This is a genomic window from Ascidiimonas meishanensis (assembly GCF_037782385.1).
Classification (GTDB): domain Bacteria; phylum Bacteroidota; class Bacteroidia; order Flavobacteriales; family Flavobacteriaceae; genus Ascidiimonas; species Ascidiimonas meishanensis.
Window position 1 is genome coordinate 368675 of sequence record NZ_JBBEXD010000001.1, and the last position, 17666, is coordinate 386340.

The 17666-nt window shown below is 32.5% G+C and carries 14 protein-coding genes; 10 read left to right on the forward strand and 4 right to left on the reverse strand.

Annotation, left to right across the window (positions count from 1 at the left end; translation table 11 throughout):
* The first annotated feature begins 153 nt into the window (after nucleotides 1-153).
* The 5 genes from WBG07_RS01535 to WBG07_RS01555 all read left to right on the forward strand — a co-directional run bounded on the left by WBG07_RS01535 (nucleotide 154) and on the right by WBG07_RS01555 (nucleotide 7500).
* Entirely contained in the window at nucleotides 154-3030 is a 2877-nt protein-coding gene (locus tag WBG07_RS01535) for a leucine-rich repeat domain-containing protein (protein WP_340198718.1), read from the forward strand.
* Nucleotides 3031-3324: 294 nt separating this feature from the next.
* Nucleotides 3325-5253, forward strand: coding sequence for a BatA domain-containing protein (locus WBG07_RS01540; RefSeq protein ID WP_340198719.1), 1929 nt, complete (start codon nucleotides 3325-3327; stop codon nucleotides 5251-5253).
* Nucleotides 5250-6509: a dihydroorotase gene (locus WBG07_RS01545; protein WP_340198720.1), complete on the forward strand. Its 1260-nt coding sequence runs from the start codon at nucleotides 5250-5252 to the stop codon at nucleotides 6507-6509. Before WBG07_RS01540 ends, WBG07_RS01545 begins: the two co-directional genes overlap by 4 nt.
* A complete protein-coding gene (locus WBG07_RS01550; RefSeq protein ID WP_340198721.1) occupies nucleotides 6509-6838 on the forward strand; it encodes a hypothetical protein in 330 nt (109 codons plus the stop codon). Before WBG07_RS01545 ends, WBG07_RS01550 begins: the two co-directional genes overlap by 1 nt.
* Nucleotides 6838-7500: an alpha/beta hydrolase gene (locus WBG07_RS01555; RefSeq protein WP_340198722.1), complete on the forward strand. Its 663-nt coding sequence runs from the start codon at nucleotides 6838-6840 to the stop codon at nucleotides 7498-7500. The genes WBG07_RS01550 and WBG07_RS01555 overlap by 1 nt, the downstream gene beginning before the upstream one ends.
* Nucleotides 7501-7510: 10 nt before the next feature.
* Here WBG07_RS01555 and WBG07_RS01560 read toward each other — a convergent pair whose 3' ends face one another.
* Nucleotides 7511-8002 (reverse strand): hydrolase, encoded by a 492-nt coding sequence (locus tag WBG07_RS01560; protein WP_340198723.1) that lies wholly within the window; start codon nucleotides 8000-8002, stop codon nucleotides 7511-7513.
* A gap of 6 nt (nucleotides 8003-8008) precedes the next feature.
* Nucleotides 8009-8776: an MBL fold metallo-hydrolase gene (locus tag WBG07_RS01565; RefSeq protein ID WP_340198724.1), complete on the reverse strand. Its 768-nt coding sequence runs from the start codon at nucleotides 8774-8776 to the stop codon at nucleotides 8009-8011.
* A gap of 85 nt (nucleotides 8777-8861) precedes the next feature.
* Between WBG07_RS01565 and WBG07_RS01570 the strand changes: the two genes are divergently transcribed.
* Nucleotides 8862-10322 carry a TonB-dependent receptor gene (locus WBG07_RS01570; RefSeq protein ID WP_340198725.1) on the forward strand — a complete coding sequence of 487 codons (1461 nt, stop codon included), beginning with the start codon at nucleotides 8862-8864 and terminating at the stop codon, nucleotides 10320-10322.
* A 28-nt stretch (nucleotides 10323-10350) separates the two neighbouring features.
* On the opposite strand, the gene bcp is transcribed toward WBG07_RS01570, so the two are convergent.
* Nucleotides 10351-10809 (reverse strand): thioredoxin-dependent thiol peroxidase, encoded by a 459-nt coding sequence (bcp, locus tag WBG07_RS01575; RefSeq protein ID WP_340198726.1) that lies wholly within the window; start codon nucleotides 10807-10809, stop codon nucleotides 10351-10353.
* 45 nt (nucleotides 10810-10854) lie between these two features.
* On the opposite strand from bcp, the gene WBG07_RS01580 reads away from it, so the two are divergent.
* On the forward strand, nucleotides 10855-11517 hold the full coding sequence (locus WBG07_RS01580) for an endonuclease III domain-containing protein (protein WP_340198727.1): 663 nt from the start codon (nucleotides 10855-10857) through the stop codon (nucleotides 11515-11517).
* A 225-nt stretch (nucleotides 11518-11742) separates the two neighbouring features.
* Here the strand turns inward: WBG07_RS01580 and WBG07_RS01585 are convergent, their stop codons facing one another.
* Nucleotides 11743-12324, reverse strand: a complete 582-nt coding sequence (locus WBG07_RS01585) for an RNA polymerase sigma factor (protein WP_340198728.1) — start codon at nucleotides 12322-12324, stop codon at nucleotides 11743-11745.
* Nucleotides 12325-12568: 244 nt separating this feature from the next.
* On the opposite strand from WBG07_RS01585, the gene uvrA reads away from it, so the two are divergent.
* From uvrA to WBG07_RS01600, 3 genes are all read left to right on the forward strand, one after another.
* The gene (gene uvrA, locus WBG07_RS01590) at nucleotides 12569-15367 is read left to right on the forward strand and encodes an excinuclease ABC subunit UvrA (protein ID WP_340198729.1); all 2799 of its coding nucleotides are present in this window, start codon (nucleotides 12569-12571) and stop codon (nucleotides 15365-15367) included.
* Nucleotides 15368-15533: 166 nt separating this feature from the next.
* The gene (locus WBG07_RS01595) at nucleotides 15534-16067 is read left to right on the forward strand and encodes a hypothetical protein (protein WP_340198730.1); all 534 of its coding nucleotides are present in this window, start codon (nucleotides 15534-15536) and stop codon (nucleotides 16065-16067) included.
* A 175-nt stretch (nucleotides 16068-16242) separates the two neighbouring features.
* Entirely contained in the window at nucleotides 16243-17643 is a 1401-nt protein-coding gene (locus WBG07_RS01600; protein ID WP_340198731.1) for a hypothetical protein, read from the forward strand.
* Nucleotides 17644-17666: the final 23 nt, after the last annotated feature.

Consider the following 17666-nt stretch of genomic DNA (forward strand, 5'->3'; position numbering starts at 1 on the left):
AATAAGTGAAGGGTTCTAGAACAAAACATTAGTAACTATTTTTAACCAACATAAAATTATAAGTAATCAAATTCCTATTCACACCTCTATTAAAAGATTAAATTGAAAATAAGCTTATGATAGTTTACATACAGTTATTAAAATTTTAAACCCATGCCAGAAATACCCGTTTCAGAAAGTTTAAAGGAGGGAAAAAAAAGAATTGATGCTTGGAAATCAAGATCTCATGAACTTGAGACACTAAATCTTTCAGGAATTAGTCTTACTGATGCCGATTTTAAAATACTAATGCCAGAATTGGAAACTCTCAACAATCTTTCTTTACTGCACTTAAACAATAACAAGTTAACAGAATTACCCAAAAATATAGGAAAACTTACAAAGTTAAAAAGACTGCTAATAAATGACAATCAATTATTAAAACTACCAACAGAAATTGGGAATCTAATAAATCTCCAAGACCTTAACTTAACCAATAACCAAATAACAGCGTTACCTAAAAATATTGGTTTTTTGGAAGAACTTTCAAATCTTGAGATTGAAAATAATAAACTTATTGAATTACCTCCAGAAATTGGTCAACTTGAATTTTTGGAAACTCTTAAACTAAATAAAAACAAGCTGAAGACATTACCTAAAGAGATAGGGCAATTAGAAGAGCTTAAACAGCTTACAGTAGATAATAATAAACTTGTAGAATTACCTCCAGAAATTGAAGAACTCAAAAATCTCCAACTTTTTCAGATTCGTAATAATAAACTAAAAGAATTGCCTAGAAGTATTGGTAAGTTAAACAACTTAACACAACTTGCACTTAGTGGTAATCAATTAACTTTATTGCCTCCGGAAATTGGCCAACTCAAAAAGCTTGAGAATTTATATATTCATAATAACCAGTTAACAGAATTACCAGAAGAAATGGTAAATCTTATGAATCTTATTGCTCTTAATGTGGGGAACAATGCATTAACCAAATTACCAAAAAAGATTGAAAAGTTAAACAACTTAACACAACTTGCACTTAATGGCAATCAATTAACTTTATTGCCTCCGGAAATTGGCCAACTCAAAAAGCTTGAGAATTTATACATTCATAATAACCTGCTAACAGAATTACCAGAAGAAATGGTAAATCTTACGAATCTTACTACTCTTAATGCGGAGCGTAATTCATTAACTAAATTACCAAAAAAGATTGAAAAGTTAATCAACTTAAGGCAACTTGCACTTAATGGTAATCAACTAACTTTATTGCCACCAGAAATTGGCCAACTCAAAAAGCTTGCGGATTTATACATTGGTGATAATCAGTTAACCGAATTACCAGAAGAAACGGTAAATCTTACAAATCTTACTACTCTTAATGCGGAGCGAAATGCATTAACCAAATTACCAAAAAAAATTGAAACATTAAATAACTTAAGACAACTTGTACTTAATGATAATCAACTAACTTTATTACCTCCGGAAATTGGTCTACTCAAAAAGCTTGAGAATTTAAACATTGGTGATAATCATTTAACCTCATTACCCAAACAAATAGGAAACCTAAGTGAGCTTAAATTATTATATGCCCAAAATAACCTATTAAAAAATTTACCAAAAGAAATTGGACAGCTCGCGAACCTTCAGGCACTGGAATTAGAAAACAATGAATTAACTGTATTGCCGCAAGAAATTGGTACGCTTAACAGTCTTCAACGTTTCACTGTGGATCATAATGAATTAAAAAATATACCTAAAGAACTTGCCAAACTGCCAAACTTGGAAAGATTGGACGTCTTCAGAAATCCACTCTCTGAAAACTCGATTAAATTTTTGAGAAACAACTTTGAACCGGAGATACTTACGAAATCTGAAATTAGCGAAATGCTTAAAATATTGTATCCAGATCAATTACCAGAAGAAATTCGTGAAAAAGATATCTTTATTGGAAATTTAAACCAAGAAGGAGTCTCTTTTACGGATGGAAATGACCTAGCACCCAGCCAGCTTTTGAGTGGAGAAGTTATTGATAGCTTCCTATTACATGTAGAAAATGACCATGGCGAATCCGAAATTACGGAGTTCTACCATATGGCAGCTAAACATCAGGTAAACAGAACTCTTGGCTCAGACAAAATAGATGCAACAGCTGCACTTACCAGTATAGCATCTTCTTTGGGTAATTGTCCTACTCCGGTAAGAGATTTTATAGAAAAAACTGGGGTTCAAGTAATCCTTGAAAATAATAGACCCATCACTCCTACCCTAAAAACAATGCTTCAAAGACAGGGTGTTGAGGAGTTAATAAAAAGTAAAAAAATTATTCCTGATGATCATCCAGAACGTATTGAAGTTATGCAGGGGCTTCTCAATACATTATTTTTAGAAGGAGCTGAAACAAATGAGGACAATACCTTAATCATAGAAGGTGAAAGGCATCGTATTCCATCAAAAACTGAAAATATAGACTTTGCTTTTACCCAGATAACAGATTCAATGAAAGAGGAATTTGCGAAAATCTTTTGTGAAACAGATAAGAATAATAACCTTTTTGTAAACAAAGATGGTAGCTATCAATTAGACCCAAATAAGTATAACAACATTACGGAACACTACCTTGAAAACCTAGGTGTTTTAGATGAAAAAGCACAAGTAAGAAAACAATATATGGCTCAGGTTCAAGATTTCTTTAAACAACCTGAAAATGAGGATCTATACTTAAACCCAGAACTCATGGATTTTTTTAAAATAGAGGAGGCTTTAAAACTTGAAATGAGTAGCATTCCTGAAGATCAAATTAAATCCTTCATTGAAACTAAATTTAACGTATTTAAAGCCGAAATGCAGAAGGAACTTGTAAGTATAAAACAAGAAGAAAGTAAACAAAACGCAAATAATGCAACCCTAAATACCGCACAAGGAGCTCCATTTGATCGTATGATGTTTCCAATGAATCAGAATCAAAGTAGAAGCCTTAGCCCACAAACAAATAGTAACCCTACAAACGAAAACTCTAATAAAAGTAGTAGAAGAAAAAGTATTTAGTAAAAAAACTACATCTAATTCAATATTACCTTCTTATCCGATTGCCTTATGAATTTAAAAGGCATCACTATTTTGAAAAAGAACATTGTATAGCTCTGGCTTAAAAGATACTATAAGATGGTTGTAGCGTATTAAGAAAATAAACTTAACTTCTTAAGTTAAGACTTCATGAACTTTACAAAAACAAAAGTCTTCATTCTATATATCGTTAAAACAAAAGTGATTATTTAAAAAAATCTTAATTGAATTTAATTACGTTTAGAAACGATTATATTTGATAAATTTTTATACGGAATGCAATTTAAAAATCCGGACATTCTTTGGGCTTTATTCCTTTTTATAATTCCGGTGATTGTTCACCTTTTTCAGCTGCGGAAATTTCAGAAGGTTTCTTTTACCAATGTGAAATTTCTTAAGGAGGTAGCTACTCAAACACGTAAAAGTCGTAATTTAAAAAAATGGCTTACTTTATTAACACGGATTTTACTTTTATGCATGTTGGTAATTGCATTTGCCCAACCCTATACCGCTAATAGAGATATTATTAATACGAATACCGAAACCATTATTTATCTGGATAATTCATTCAGTATGCAGGCTTCCGGGAAAAACGGTCCTTTATTTGAAAATGCTGTACAGGAATTAATCGCAAGCATTGATGAAGATGCTCAATTCTCCATTTTTACAAATACTGAAACCTTTAAAAAAACCACCCTTAAAGCAACTAAAAAAGAACTTTTAGAACTTAAATACGCCCCAAATCAATTATCTTATAGAGAAGTTCTTTTAAAAGCAAGAAATATTTTTTCTAAAGATTCAAGTTCAATCAAAAATCTGATTTTTATTTCGGATTTTCAATCTAATTCAAAAAGTGTAAATCAACTTAAGGATTCACTCTTAAACGTTTATCCTGTAGTATTACGTCCCGTTGAAATAACTAACATAAGCATTGATAGCATATATGTCCAAAATAATAGGGCTTCTGGTATGGAAGTAAATGTGGTTCTTAAACGAAATGTAGTATCTACGGAAGAACAAGCTGTTTCCCTCTACAATAAAGATGTTTTAATTGCAAAAGCAGGAACAGATTTTAAAGACAAAAAAATATCTCAAATTACTTTTACCCTGCCGTCAAATAAAGAAATAGAGGCTTTTGTTTCTGTTGAAGATACAGGACTTTTTTATGATGACACTTTCTTTTTCAATATCAATAGTAAGGAAAAGGTAAATGTTCTTAGTATTAATGATACGGACTTTGAATATCTAGAAAGGATTTATACACCTAATGAATTTAATTTAACCAATACCTCATTAAACAATCTCAACTTTAGTGATATAGAAAATCAAAATTTGATTGTTTTAAATGAATTAAGTACAATTACTCCTCCTTTGCTAAATACGCTTAGTGCCTTTAAAAGAAATGGCGGTTTCATCATTTTTATTCCATCTTTAAAAGCTTCAATTGAAGAAAACAATCTGTTCTTAAGTAAATTTGGTCTTCCCAAGTTTTCTAACATCTACGAAACAACAAAAAAAATTACCAATATAGCGTTTGATCATCCACTTTTTCAAGATGTTTTTGAGCAGCGGGTCAATAATTTTCAATATCCACAATCTTTAAAAGGTTTTAGTTTTAAAAATAAAAGTACCGGAGCTCTTAGCTACCAAGATGGAACTCCTTTTTTATGGAACACTCAAGGAATGTATATTTTCACTTCTCCGCTGGCATCAGCTTATTCAAATTTTAAAAATTCTCCATTAATTGTTCCTGTATTTTATAATATTGCTTTAAAAAGTTTACCCTTACCAAAATTGTACTACACTATTGGCACCGAAAAAAATATTGCTGTAAAAGCAAGTCTTTCTAAGGATGAAGTACTTACACTGGTTAAAGATGAGAATCGTTTCATTCCTTTGCAACAATCTTTTAGTACTAAAGTTCTTTTAACGCTTAATGAGGAACCCAATACTCCTGGGATATATGATTTGAAGTATAAGAATGAGGCCCTGCAAAAATTAAGTTTTAACCATCTTAGAACAGAAAGCTCAAAAGAGTATGATTTTATAGACGCTTCTGAATTCCAAAATATGAATAATGATGTTTCAGAGCTTTTTAACAGCTTAAAAAAAGAAAATAGCGTAACAGACCTTTGGAAATGGTTTGTTATTTTTGCATTAGGTTTTCTAATAATGGAAATACTGATTTTAAAATTCTTGAAATGAATTTGCTTCTTAAATCCGTTCTTATACTTGATAAGGCTTCGGTTTACCATAAACAAGAAAAAGACATTCTCATTAAAGATGGTATTATCAAGCGTATTGATAATCACATTGATGCTACCAACAAAATAAAAACCATCATAAAGTCAAACCTCTACGTTTCCAAAGGTTGGTTTGATAGTAGTGTATGTTTTGGAGAACCTGGATTTGAGGAAAGAGAAAGTATTGAAAACGGATTAAATACTGCTGCATTAAGTGGTTTTACAACGGTAGTTTTAAATACCAATACGCAACCTATTATAGAAAACAAATCAGATATCGCATTTGTCAAAGACAAAGCATCGGCGCATGCAGTTTCATTACTCCCGTTGGGAGCACTTACTAAAAGAAGTAATGGAGAAGAACTAGCCGAGCTTTTTGATGCTTTAAATGCAGGTGCTGTTGGATTTTATGATTATAAATTACCTATTTCCAACCCAAATTTGCTCAAACTTGCTTTACAATACGCTCAGGGCTTTGATGGATTAATTTGCTCTTATCCTCAAGAAAATAATATTGCTGGTAATGGGATTGTTAATGAAGAAAAAACTGCTACCTACTTGGGTTTAAAAGGAATCCCCTATCTCGCTGAAGATCTTCAAGTTGCAAGAGACCTTTTCTTGCTTGAATATACCAAAGGTAAGCTACATATTCCTACCATTTCAACCAAGGGTTCAGTAGGCTTAATTAGAGAGGCAAAAAGAAAAGGTCTTAACATAAGCTGTAGCACAACCATACACCATCTTTTTTATACAGATCAAATTTTAGAAGGATTTGACTCCAATACCAAAGTACTACCGCCTTTACGTGCAGAAGAAGATCAAAATGCTTTAATTGAAGGTGTTTTAGATGGTACTATTGATATGGTTACTTCAGATCATAATCCTCTTAATATTGAATTAAAAAAAGTAGAATTTGATAATGCTGCTTTTGGAACTATTGGGCTTGAATCTGCTTTTGGAGCTTTGAACAAAATTTTTGATACAGAAAATGCTATTGACATTTTAACACGTGGGATGAGTCGTTTTGGAATGGAAAGCCCCCCTATTAAAGAAGGAATAAAAGCAAATCTTACTCTTTTTGATCCTGATATTGTTTATACCTTCAAAAGAAATGATATTTATTCCACTTCTAAGAACTCCATTTTTATAGATCAAGAGCTAAAAGGGAAGCCTTTGGGTATTATTGCTAATGATCAATTTATTACGACACTTAAATAATGAGTACAGATAAACCTAAAGAAGGAAAAACGGCTGCAATGGCAAGTTATATTACCATTATAGGGTGCATTATCGCAATTTTTATGAATATGGAATCTAAAAATGCATTTGCAAGATTCCATATTCGTCAGGCATTTGGAATTCATATTGCCTTTTATGGTATAGGTGTATTAATTAGTCAATTTGACAGTTGGCTTATTTCTGCGTCCTTCTATTTGTTTTTTATTGTACTTTGGGTTTATGGCTTTTCCGGAGCTATACAAGAAAGAAAAACCAGTATTCCAATGTTAGGCCCTCTATTTCAATCATGGTTTAAATTCATAAAATAATGCAACAGAAAAAGTTATCACTTCAACATATTATAAGACCTTCCAAAAGTCAACAAGAAAAAAATCCTGCTTTGTTCTTATTTCATGGTTATGGAAGTAATGAAGAAGATCTTTTTTCATTTGCAGGAGAATTACCGGAAGAATTATTTATTATATCTGCCCGTGCGCCGTATGAATTAATGCCTAATGGGTATGCTTGGTATGCCATTCAATATGATCCTATAGGTGGTAAATGGAGTGACGATGAACAGGCAAAAGAATCCAGAGAAGTAATTATGTCTTTTATTGAGGAGGCTATTTTGGCATACCAACTAGATGCCAGTAACATTAGCCTACTTGGTTTTAGTCAGGGTACTATTTTAAGTTATGCAATTGCTCTTAGCTATCCAGATAAAATAAAAAATATAGTAGCCTTGAGCGGTTTTATCAATGAAAATATTTTAGTATCTGGTTGGAAAAACAACAATTTTGATTCTCTTGAAATCTATGCATCCCATGGAAATGAAGATCAAATAATACCTCCAGATTGGGCTCGTAATGCAAAAAAAATACTTGAAGCAAACCATATCAAGTTTGTGTACGAAGAGTATCCAGTGGGTCACGGTGTTGCTCCTCAAAATTTTCACTCATTCAAGAAATGGCTTTCAGAACGAATTTCTTGATTCTTTTTATTTATTGATTGGTGTAAAGTAAATGATCTGTTAATGTGAACTGAATACTTTTATCCTCTTTAATTTCATAGTTAAAAAGTAATTCTCCCCAGTACTTACCATCACTAAAATCGGCAATAATCCACTTGTGATTTAAGACTTTAATTTTATTAATATTCATAGTCCCTTCCATACCTGCATAGGGCACCAACGGATTATCCTTCCCTGCCAAATTCGTAGATATTAATTGATCTGAAATATAACCTGGTAAATCTGAAATATTTAAATGATCGTAGTAAGACAATGCATCATCATTATTAGCTAAAGCAAAATATTGTAGATCAAGATTATCAAATAATAATTGCTGTGTAGAATCTTGAAATTTTTCAATCTTCTTTTTCAAGTTGATCACTTTTAAATCGTTTGCCTTCACGTAATTGCGCGAATTGGTCCATTGAAAAAGAATAATTAATAACGCAAATAAGAAAAGGTAAAGAAAAAGACGAGATTTCATAAAGATCTAATTTATATGTATGGTTAAATTATCATAAGCTAAGAATACCCCTTCAGGCAATGTTTTCTGTACTTCTTCATGAAAGCCTAATAAATGACTAATATGTGTAAAATAAGCTCTTTTAGGTTTTACCTCCGCTACAAATGCCAATGCTTCTTCTAAATTAAAATGAGACTGGTGAGGTTCTATTCGCAAAGCATTTACTACCATGACATCTAAATTTTTGAGTTTATCCATTTCCTTTTTTGAAATAGTTTTCACATCTGTTAAGTATGCAAATTTATTAAATCTAAATCCAAATACCTGTAAACGATGATGCATTAAGTTAATGGGAATCACTTCCATGTTTCCCAAGACAAAAGAACGGTCTTTATAAATGGTTACCTCTTCAACAGCGGGAGCACCCGGATACCGATTTTCTTTGGTAAAAATATAGTCAAATCTGATTTTTAACTGTTCCAACACACGCTTGTGCGCGTAGATGGGAACATCTCCTTGTCTAAAGAAAAAGGGTCTTATGTCATCTAATCCAGCAGTATGATCTGCATGTTCATGAGTAAAGAGTACCCCATCTATTCTGGTAACCCCTGCTGTAAGCATTTGTTGTCTAAAATCAGGACCACAGTCTATTACATAGCTATAATCATCCCATTCAACCAATACAGATACTCTAAGTCTCTTATCTTTTGGGTTATCGCTTAAGCAAACAGGGTGCGTACTTCCTATGATTGGAATTCCCTGAGAGGTGCCAGTTCCTAAAAATGTAACTTTCAATTGAATTATTTTTCCAAATTTATAATTTATTTGGGTATTTCATTGATGAATCTTATTAACTTTGTTGTAATCAATATTTTATTTTATGGCTACAGTTTTATCTGGTGATAAAGAGTTTGAAAATATTCCCTCTACTAAGACCAAAGCTCTCAGAATAAATCTCAATGAAAATATTTATGGTACGTTTGCGGAAATTGGCGCCGGACAGGAAGTAGCTAGGCATTTTTTTAGATCTGGAGGTGCCTCGGGCACCATAGCCAAAACTATGAGTGCTTACGACAAAGACTTTAGTGATGCTATTTACGGTATTGAAGACGACAAACGCTATGTTACGGAAGCACGATGTAAAAAAATGCTTTCGCATGAAATGCGATTGATTGAGGAAAGAATTCCTAGAGCAAAGCATCCAGACAAATTATTTTTTAGTTATGCCAATACTGTTGCCACTATTGATTTCGCAAAAAAGTATAAAGGTCATGGATGGATGGGAATTCGTTTTCAGGTAGCTCCTGGCGAGGATTACAATGAAATTGTTCTGCATTTTAGATTTCAGCAAACCGAAGCCAGACTTCAACAGGAAACCTTAGGAATAATGGGGGTTAATTTGATTTATGGTGCTTACTATAAATTTGAACATCCTAAAAAGTTACTTCGTTATCTTTATGATCATATTGATAAGGATACCCTTGAAATTGATACCATAAATTTTTCCGGACCAAGATTTGACAAAGTAGACAATCGTTTGATAAGTTTGCAATTAGTTAAAAACGGGATGACAGAAGCCGTCATGTTTGGCCCAGATGGAAATAATATTCTACCCGCAAGAATTCTATACAAAAAGAATATTCTTACTTTAAGAGGTAGTTTTAGACCTGTCACTAAGGTAAATATTGACATGTATAAAAAATCTTATGAGATTTTTATACGGGAGAATAAAGTAGATGTAAATAAAACAGTCGTAGTTTTTGAAATTACATTGTCTAACCTAAAGGCAGAAGGTGAAATTGATGAAGAAGATTTCATGGAAAGAGCAGAATTATTATGTTCTTTAGGGCAAACTGTGATGATTTCCAATTTTAGAGAATATTATAAAGTTGTAGAATACTTCTCAAATTATACAAAAGAACGTTTAGGGCTCACTATGGGAGTTAATAATCTTATTGAGATTTTTGATGAGAAATATTATCGCCACATTAGCGGAGGTATTTTAGAAGCATTTGGAAAGCTTTTCTATAAAGATTTGAAGGTGTACTTATATCCAATGAAAGACCCGGAAAGTGGACAACTTATTACTAGTAACAACCTGAAAGTTCATCCTAGGATGAAAGAGTTGTATAAATTTTTCAAATACAACGGAAAGCTTGTTGATATCTTTGATTATGATCCAAACATACTTCATATTTTTTCTAGAGATGTTCTTACCAGAATTGCTAAGGGAGACCCTAGTTGGGAAGAGATGCTTCCAGAAGGTATTGCTGAAATTATAAAAGAAAAAAAGCTTTTTGATTATGAGCCTGAAATCAAAAAAGAAAAAATTGAAAAATAAAAAAAGCCTCGAATTATCGAGGCTTTTTTTAAGCTAGTTCTAAAACTTGAGCAGCATGATCTTTAGTTTTTACCTTTTCAATAACATGACTAACAACTCCATTTTCGTCTACTAAAAATGTCATACGATGGATTCCATCATATTCTTTTCCCATAAATTTTTTAGGTCCCCAAACACCAAATACATTGATCACTTGTTTTTCTTCATCTGCTAATAATGTGAATGGAAATTCGTATTTGTTTTTAAAATTTGCCTGTTTTTTTGATGAGTCTGCGCTTACGCCTAAAAGCTCAAAACCTTTTGCCTGAAGTTCTGTATAATAATCTCTTAAATTACACGCTTCCGCTGTACAACCAGGAGTATTTGCTTTTGGGTAAAAAAATACTACCAATTTTTTACCTTTGTAATCGGATAATGAAACTGTATTACCATTTTCATCAGGAACGCTAAATTCTGGCACCTTATCCCCTGCTTTTAATGTATTCATAGTCAATTTTAAATTTGATTACTTTTGATGTAAAAATAAACAAAAATGACTAAAGCCGAAAAGGTAAACTTCGTTATAGAAACTCTAGAAAGCATATACCCTGAAATTCCTATTCCATTAGATCATAAAGATCCTTATACGCTATTAATTGCCGTTTTAATGTCGGCACAAAGTACAGACGTACGAGTAAATCAAATTACTCCATTATTATTTGAAAAAGCGGATAACCCTTATGCAATGATAAAACTATCACAAGAAGAAATACGAGAAATTATTAAGCCTGTTGGTTTATCTCCTATGAAATCTAAAGGTATTTATGGATTATCGCATATTCTAATCGATAAATACAACGGGGAGGTTCCGGCAGATTTTGAAGCATTAGAATCGCTTCCAGCAGTGGGACATAAGACGGCAAGTGTAGTTATGTCTCAAGCCTTTGGTATTCCTGCCTTTCCTGTAGATACTCATATACACAGATTAATGTACAGATGGGGATTTTCTAACGGGAAAAATGTGGTGCAAACAGAAAAAGACGCTAAGCGATTATTTCCCAAAGAAAAGTGGAATAATCTGCATCTACAAATCATTTGGTACGGACGAGAGTATTCTCCTGCACGAGGATGGGATCTAGAAAAAGACATAATCACAAAAACAATTGGACGCAAGACTGTAATAAACGCCTATAATAAAACTAAAAAAGCCCGTTAAACACGGGCCTTATCAAAGTTTAGTTAAGAAGTGCGTCAAACTTCAACGTTTTGTAATTAATAACACTTAAAGCCTTTGAATAATTTAATAAAAATTCAACGGTTTCTTTTTTAGGTCTTAAGTTTGTCATCTCAGATGAACGTTCAGTGTAAAGTTTTGCCATATGTTCAGATATAATTTTAAATCATAACATACTAACGCCATACTTTACTTTTTATTGTCTAACTAATTTGTTAAAACAATATTATGCTTTTCAATTATCTTTCTTAAATTAATTATTGCATAGCGCATTCTTCCTAGTGCAGTATTAATGCTTACACCAGTAACCTCTGAAATTTCCTTAAAACTCATATCTTTATACATACGCATTTTAAGAACTTCTTTTTGATCATCTGGCAATTCATCAATTAATTTACGTAAATCATTTTCAACTTGATCTTTAATTAATTGTTTTTCTGCATTTAAAGAAGAATCCCCAATCATACTGAAAATATTGAAGTCATCATTACCTTCAAATTTTGGCATTCTTGTATTTTTTCTGAAATAATCAATTACCAGATTGTGAGCAATACGCATTACCCATGGTAAAAATTTACCTTCTTCATTATAGGCTCCCCTTTTAAGAGTTTTAATAACTTTTATAAAAGTATCCTGAAAAATATCCTCGGCGACATCACGATCGTAGACTTTAGAAAATATAAAGCTATAAATTCTCTGAGAATGGCGATTAATTAAAATTTCTAAGGAAGTTTCTTGACCTTTTAAATAGCGTTCAATAAGTACTGAGTCATTGACAAGTTGATTCATACAAAATTACTTTTAGGTTTCGATTTGGTGTTTCGATTCTAAGAACCGAAGTGGGTTAAATAGTAAATCTTAAAAAGTAATTTTATTGTATAGGCGCTATAAATTTAGGTGCAACGTTGTCAAATATAAGATTATTACATAGAAAAATACAAATTTTTGTTATTATTTTTTCGTTCTAATTCTTTTTAATATCTAATTTCAACAGCAAAAGTCTTATTAGTATCTTTGTGATTTGTTAATTGCTATGAACGACATTTCTCTTCTTAATTCTAAGGAAAACATTATTATTAAAGGCGCTCGTCTTCATAATTTGAAGAATATAGACGTCGCAATTCCCCGTAATAAATTGGTGGTCATAACGGGTCTCTCTGGTTCTGGGAAATCCAGTCTTGCCTTTGATACCTTATATGCTGAAGGTCAACGCAGGTATGTGGAAAGTTTATCTTCTTATGCCCGTCAGTTTTTAGGCAGATTAGATAAACCAAAAGTAGATTATATTAAAGGAATTGCGCCAGCCATCGCTATAGAACAAAAAGTAAACTCTACAAATCCGAGATCTACCGTGGGTACCACAACAGAGATCTATGACTATCTCAAGTTGTTATTTGCCAGAATTGGTCATACATTTTCTCCCGTTTCAGGTAAAGAAGTTAAAAAACATACGGTATCAGATGTCATAGATTTTGTACTTTCTTTCACAGAGAGAAGCAAACTTTTATTATTGGCTCCTGTTCATATCCCAGAAAATAGAGATACTCACAAAACACTAAAAATACTATCACAACAGGGGTATGCCCGGATAAAATATAAAGGAGATATTATTAGAATTGATGAAATTGATCATTCTATTGGTGATGATTTTTATTTGGTGGTAGATAGAATTATTGTTAAAAACGAAGAAGATTTCAAAAATAGATTAGCTGATGCTGTAGATACTGCCTTTTTTGAAGGCAAAGGAACCTGCATTATTGAAGACCTAACAAGTAAGAAAGAAACCCTCTTTAGTAATAAATTTGAATTGGATGGTATACTTTTTCCTGAACCCAACGTACATCTTTTTAGTTTTAACAACCCATATGGAGCTTGTCCAAAATGTGAAGGTTACGGAGATGTAATAGGTATTGATGAAGATTTGGTAATACCAAATACAGCGCTTTCTGTTTATGAGAATGCTATTTTTCCTTGGCGAGGCGAAAGCATGAGTTGGTATCGTGACCAATTGGTAAATAATGCCTATAAATTTGATTTCCCTATTCATAAGCCTTGGTTTGAGTTATCGGAAAGACAAAAACAATTAGTTTGGGATGGAAATTCACATTTTGAAGGGCTTCACGACTTTTTCTCATTCCTTGAAGAGAAAAGCTATAAAATACAAAACCGGGTGATGCTTTCAAGATACAGAGGGAAGACCCGTTGTGATGTTTGTAAAGGTAAACGCCTAAGACCCGAATCTAATTATGTCAAAATAGCCAATAAAACAATAACAGACCTAGTAGAGTTACCCTTAATCAAGTTGGCAAAGTTTTTTAAAGAGCTTCAAATTAGTGAACACGATTACAAAATTGCTTCACGACTTTTGAAAGAGATCAATAATAGATTGTTATTCCTCTCTAATGTAGGGTTAGAGTATTTAACGCTTAACAGAAAATCTAATTCGTTGTCCGGAGGAGAGTCTCAGCGCATTAATCTAGCCACTTCCTTGGGAAGCAGCTTGGTAGGCTCTATGTATATTTTAGATGAACCAAGTATTGGTTTACATCCTAAAGATACAGAAAAACTAATCACGGTATTAAAGTCCTTAAGAGATTTAGGGAATACGGTGATTGTGGTAGAGCATGATGAAGATATCATGAAGGCAGCAGATGAAATTATCGATATAGGACCGGAAGCAGGTACAAATGGAGGAAATTTGATAGCACAGGGTAGCTTTGAAGAAATCTTAAAATTTGACACACTCACCGCAAACTACCTAAATGGAAATCTAGAAATTCCAATACCTGCAAAAAGAAGGACTTCTAAAAACTTTATTCAAATTGTAGGAGCAAGAGAGAACAATTTGAAAAATATTACCGCTAAATTCCCAATTAATCAACTTACTGTAGTCACTGGTGTTTCTGGGAGTGGAAAAAGTACCCTTGTTAAAAAGATACTCTATCCCAGTATTTTAAAAGAAACAGGGGGGTATGGGCAAAAGGCTGGACAGTTTACAAAAATTGAAGGAAAATTTTCAGAAATTGCTCATGTTGAGTTTGTAGATCAAAACCCAATTGGAAGGTCTTCAAGATCAAATCCAATAACATATATAAAGGCTTATGACGATATTAGAAGTTTATTTGCCTCACAAAAATTATCAAAACTACGTGGTTATCAGCCTAAACACTTCTCTTTTAATGTAGATGGAGGACGTTGTGAAACTTGTAAAGGAGAAGGCGAAGTTACTATTGAAATGCAATTTATGGCCGATGTGCATTTGGAATGTGAAACCTGTAAAGGTAAACGGTTTAAAAAAGAAGTCTTAGAAGTTAAATTTGAAGATAAAAATATTGACGATATTCTCAATATGACTGTGGATGAAGCCATTGATTTCTTTACATCAAACAATCAGAAAAAAATTATTACCAAAATTAAACCTTTACAAGATGTAGGATTAGGATATGTAATGCTGGGACAGTCGTCCTCTACCCTATCTGGTGGAGAAGCACAACGTATTAAATTAGCCTCTTTTTTGGTGAAAGGAAATACCAAAGAAAAAGCCTTATTTATTTTTGATGAACCTACAACAGGATTACACTTTCACGATATTAAAAAACTTTTAAAATCTTTTGATGCCTTAATAGATAAAGGACATTCAATTGTGGTTGTAGAACATAATATAGAACTTATAAAATGTGCAGATCATATTATTGATCTTGGCCCCATTGGGGGTGAGCAAGGTGGTAATATTGTGGCTACTGGGACTCCAGAAGAAATTACCTCGGTTTCAACTTCATTTACAGGATACTATCTTAAAGAAAAGCTCAAACTAGCAACCCCTATACCATAATCTCTTTTAAATCTTCATAGTTTAGTCCAGACAAAATATATTTATACACCTGAAATACAGTTAATTATAATTAAATCGATTTTTTGGCACGCTGTTTGAAAAGTAATAATCATAATAGCGAATGCCGAAAAGCTTAAGAGTAGGCATAACCCAAAATTCGATAATTATGAAAAGAATTCAACTCTTAACAACAATTTTGTTGCTAACTGGAATGGTAACGTTTGCCAATCATGTAAGTACAAACGTATTGACTACAAAAGATGGGTTTACAAAACGCTATCGCAATGCACAGCCTATTAAGTTTGTAGAACGAGGTATAAAGTTTTTCATTTTTCCTAATGGTGAATTTGAATATAGACTCATTCGACCTGTCTACACAAGAAGAGGTTCTTCTTCTGTTATATTAAGAACTCCTGGAAGAATTGCAAATAAGGTAAACAGACCTTATAGAAAAGCACCAATAAGATTTGATAGAAATGGAAGAGTGAAAAGAATAAGAAATGTTTCCATTAACTATGATCAATTTGGTAGGGTCTTTAGAGTGGGTTCGGTATATATGAACTACGGAAGAAGAGGCGTTTTAAATCAAGTTGGAGGACTAGATGTGAGATTTACTAGAAATGGACGGCTAATTCATCGTTATGGTGCGGTACACAGTAATAATAACTACACATATACTTATAGAAGAAATAGATATTAATATAATTAAGTTTGATTTTTTGGTTGGTTAGTTAAAAACCCTGCTTTATAATTCTTTAAACAGAAATAAAGCAGGGTTTTCTTCTTATTCTAATAAGATTTTAATTTTTGGCACGCCATTTGATATATGTATAATAGATCAGCCAAAAGCGATTGTTTAATTTAAAACTCAGATTATGAAAAATTTATTTATCCTTTTATTCACCCTTAGTTTAGGCGTATTTTCAGCGCAAGCTGAAGGATCAGAAAAGGCACTGAACTCAAGATATTTTGGCTATCAAAATTCAGTCATATTTGTAGAAGATGGAATTTCATTTTCTGTTTTCCCAGATGGACAGTTTGACTTTTATGCAGATGGAGGCTCCTTTGTAAACGCCAATGTTAATTTAGGTAATGTTAATCTTAGTTTTAACTCAGGTTATAATTATGATGCGTACGTTCAGTATGATGACTATGGAGCTGTAATCCAGATTGAAAATATTCCTATTTTCTATGATTTTTATGGAAGAGTTAATCAAATAGGATCTGTAAATATTGATTATAATGGGGGACGACTGAACCGCGTAGGTGGTCTTAATATCTTCTATAATAACTATGGTGGATTTGCAAGATTCAATGGATTTATCAATATCTATAACAGAGCATATGTTTACCGACCTTTTCACAGATGGTTTGCTAGACCCGCAGCTAATTTTTGTATAATCAATACGAGACCTTACAGAAGGTACTATCAGCCAGTTAGATACTCTTTTTACCGTCCGTATAGAAATAACCTGAGAAGACGCTATGTAGATGTAGGTAGACCATATCATTACAAATCAAGTAATAGAAGACAAAACATCTATAGAAATGACAGAAGAGTTACAAGGAGAGATTATAGAGTGAACGGACGTCGTAATACGATTGCAAGAAACAATAGAGTAAATACCAGAAACAATGCGGTAAGAAATGGTAACAGAAGAGATAATGTAGCTAGAAACAATGGAACAGTTCGAAGAAACTCTCAAGGTAGTCGTACTGAAAATTACAACAGAAGAGATAACGTAGCTAGAAATAACGGAACAGTTCGAAGAAACTCTCAAGGCAGTCGTACTGAAAATTACAATAGAAGAAATACCAGTACAACCAGAAACAACGGGGAGGTAAGAAGAAATACCAGAAGTACCACTAGAAGTAATGAAAATAATCGTAATGGATCTATTAGTAGAAATAGAACCATTACCAGAAGAAATGATACGGATAGAAGAAGTAATGGAAAGATTGCGAGAAGCTCAAAAAATCAAAATAATTATTCAAATACCTCTCGTCGTAATCAGAATGTAAAAAGACAAGGTGTTACTAATAGAAATACTGTTAGAAACGCTCCACAAAGAAAAAGTAATGTAAATAGAAATAATACAAAATCTAAAAATTACAAGGCTAGCACGCCGTCAAGAAAAAATAATATCACACGAAATAATACTAGTAAACCTAGAAATAGTTCGGTAAAGAGAAATAGTTCTAAAAAGTCTGTAGGAACTTCCAGAAGCAATAGTTCAAACAGAGCTTCGGTTAACCGAAGAAGAGGAAGAAGTTAAAAATTGGTTGGTTGGTTTAAATT

Coding starts and splice junctions, on each gene's coding strand:
- WBG07_RS01535 (WP_340198718.1), top strand. CDS start 154: ATGCCAGAAATACCCGTTTCAGAAAGTTTAAAGGAGGGAAAAAAAAGA.
- WBG07_RS01540 (WP_340198719.1), top strand. CDS start 3,325: ATGCAATTTAAAAATCCGGACATTCTTTGGGCTTTATTCCTTTTTATA.
- WBG07_RS01545 (WP_340198720.1), top strand. CDS start 5,250: ATGAATTTGCTTCTTAAATCCGTTCTTATACTTGATAAGGCTTCGGTT.
- WBG07_RS01550 (WP_340198721.1), top strand. CDS start 6,509: ATGAGTACAGATAAACCTAAAGAAGGAAAAACGGCTGCAATGGCAAGT.
- WBG07_RS01555 (WP_340198722.1), top strand. CDS start 6,838: ATGCAACAGAAAAAGTTATCACTTCAACATATTATAAGACCTTCCAAA.
- WBG07_RS01560 (WP_340198723.1), bottom strand. CDS start 8,002: ATGAAATCTCGTCTTTTTCTTTACCTTTTCTTATTTGCGTTATTAATT.
- WBG07_RS01570 (WP_340198725.1), top strand. CDS start 8,862: ATGGCTACAGTTTTATCTGGTGATAAAGAGTTTGAAAATATTCCCTCT.
- bcp (WP_340198726.1), bottom strand. CDS start 10,809: ATGAATACATTAAAAGCAGGGGATAAGGTGCCAGAATTTAGCGTTCCT.
- WBG07_RS01580 (WP_340198727.1), top strand. CDS start 10,855: ATGACTAAAGCCGAAAAGGTAAACTTCGTTATAGAAACTCTAGAAAGC.
- WBG07_RS01585 (WP_340198728.1), bottom strand. CDS start 12,324: ATGAATCAACTTGTCAATGACTCAGTACTTATTGAACGCTATTTAAAA.
- uvrA (WP_340198729.1), top strand. CDS start 12,569: ATGAACGACATTTCTCTTCTTAATTCTAAGGAAAACATTATTATTAAA.
- WBG07_RS01595 (WP_340198730.1), top strand. CDS start 15,534: ATGAAAAGAATTCAACTCTTAACAACAATTTTGTTGCTAACTGGAATG.
- WBG07_RS01600 (WP_340198731.1), top strand. CDS start 16,243: ATGAAAAATTTATTTATCCTTTTATTCACCCTTAGTTTAGGCGTATTT.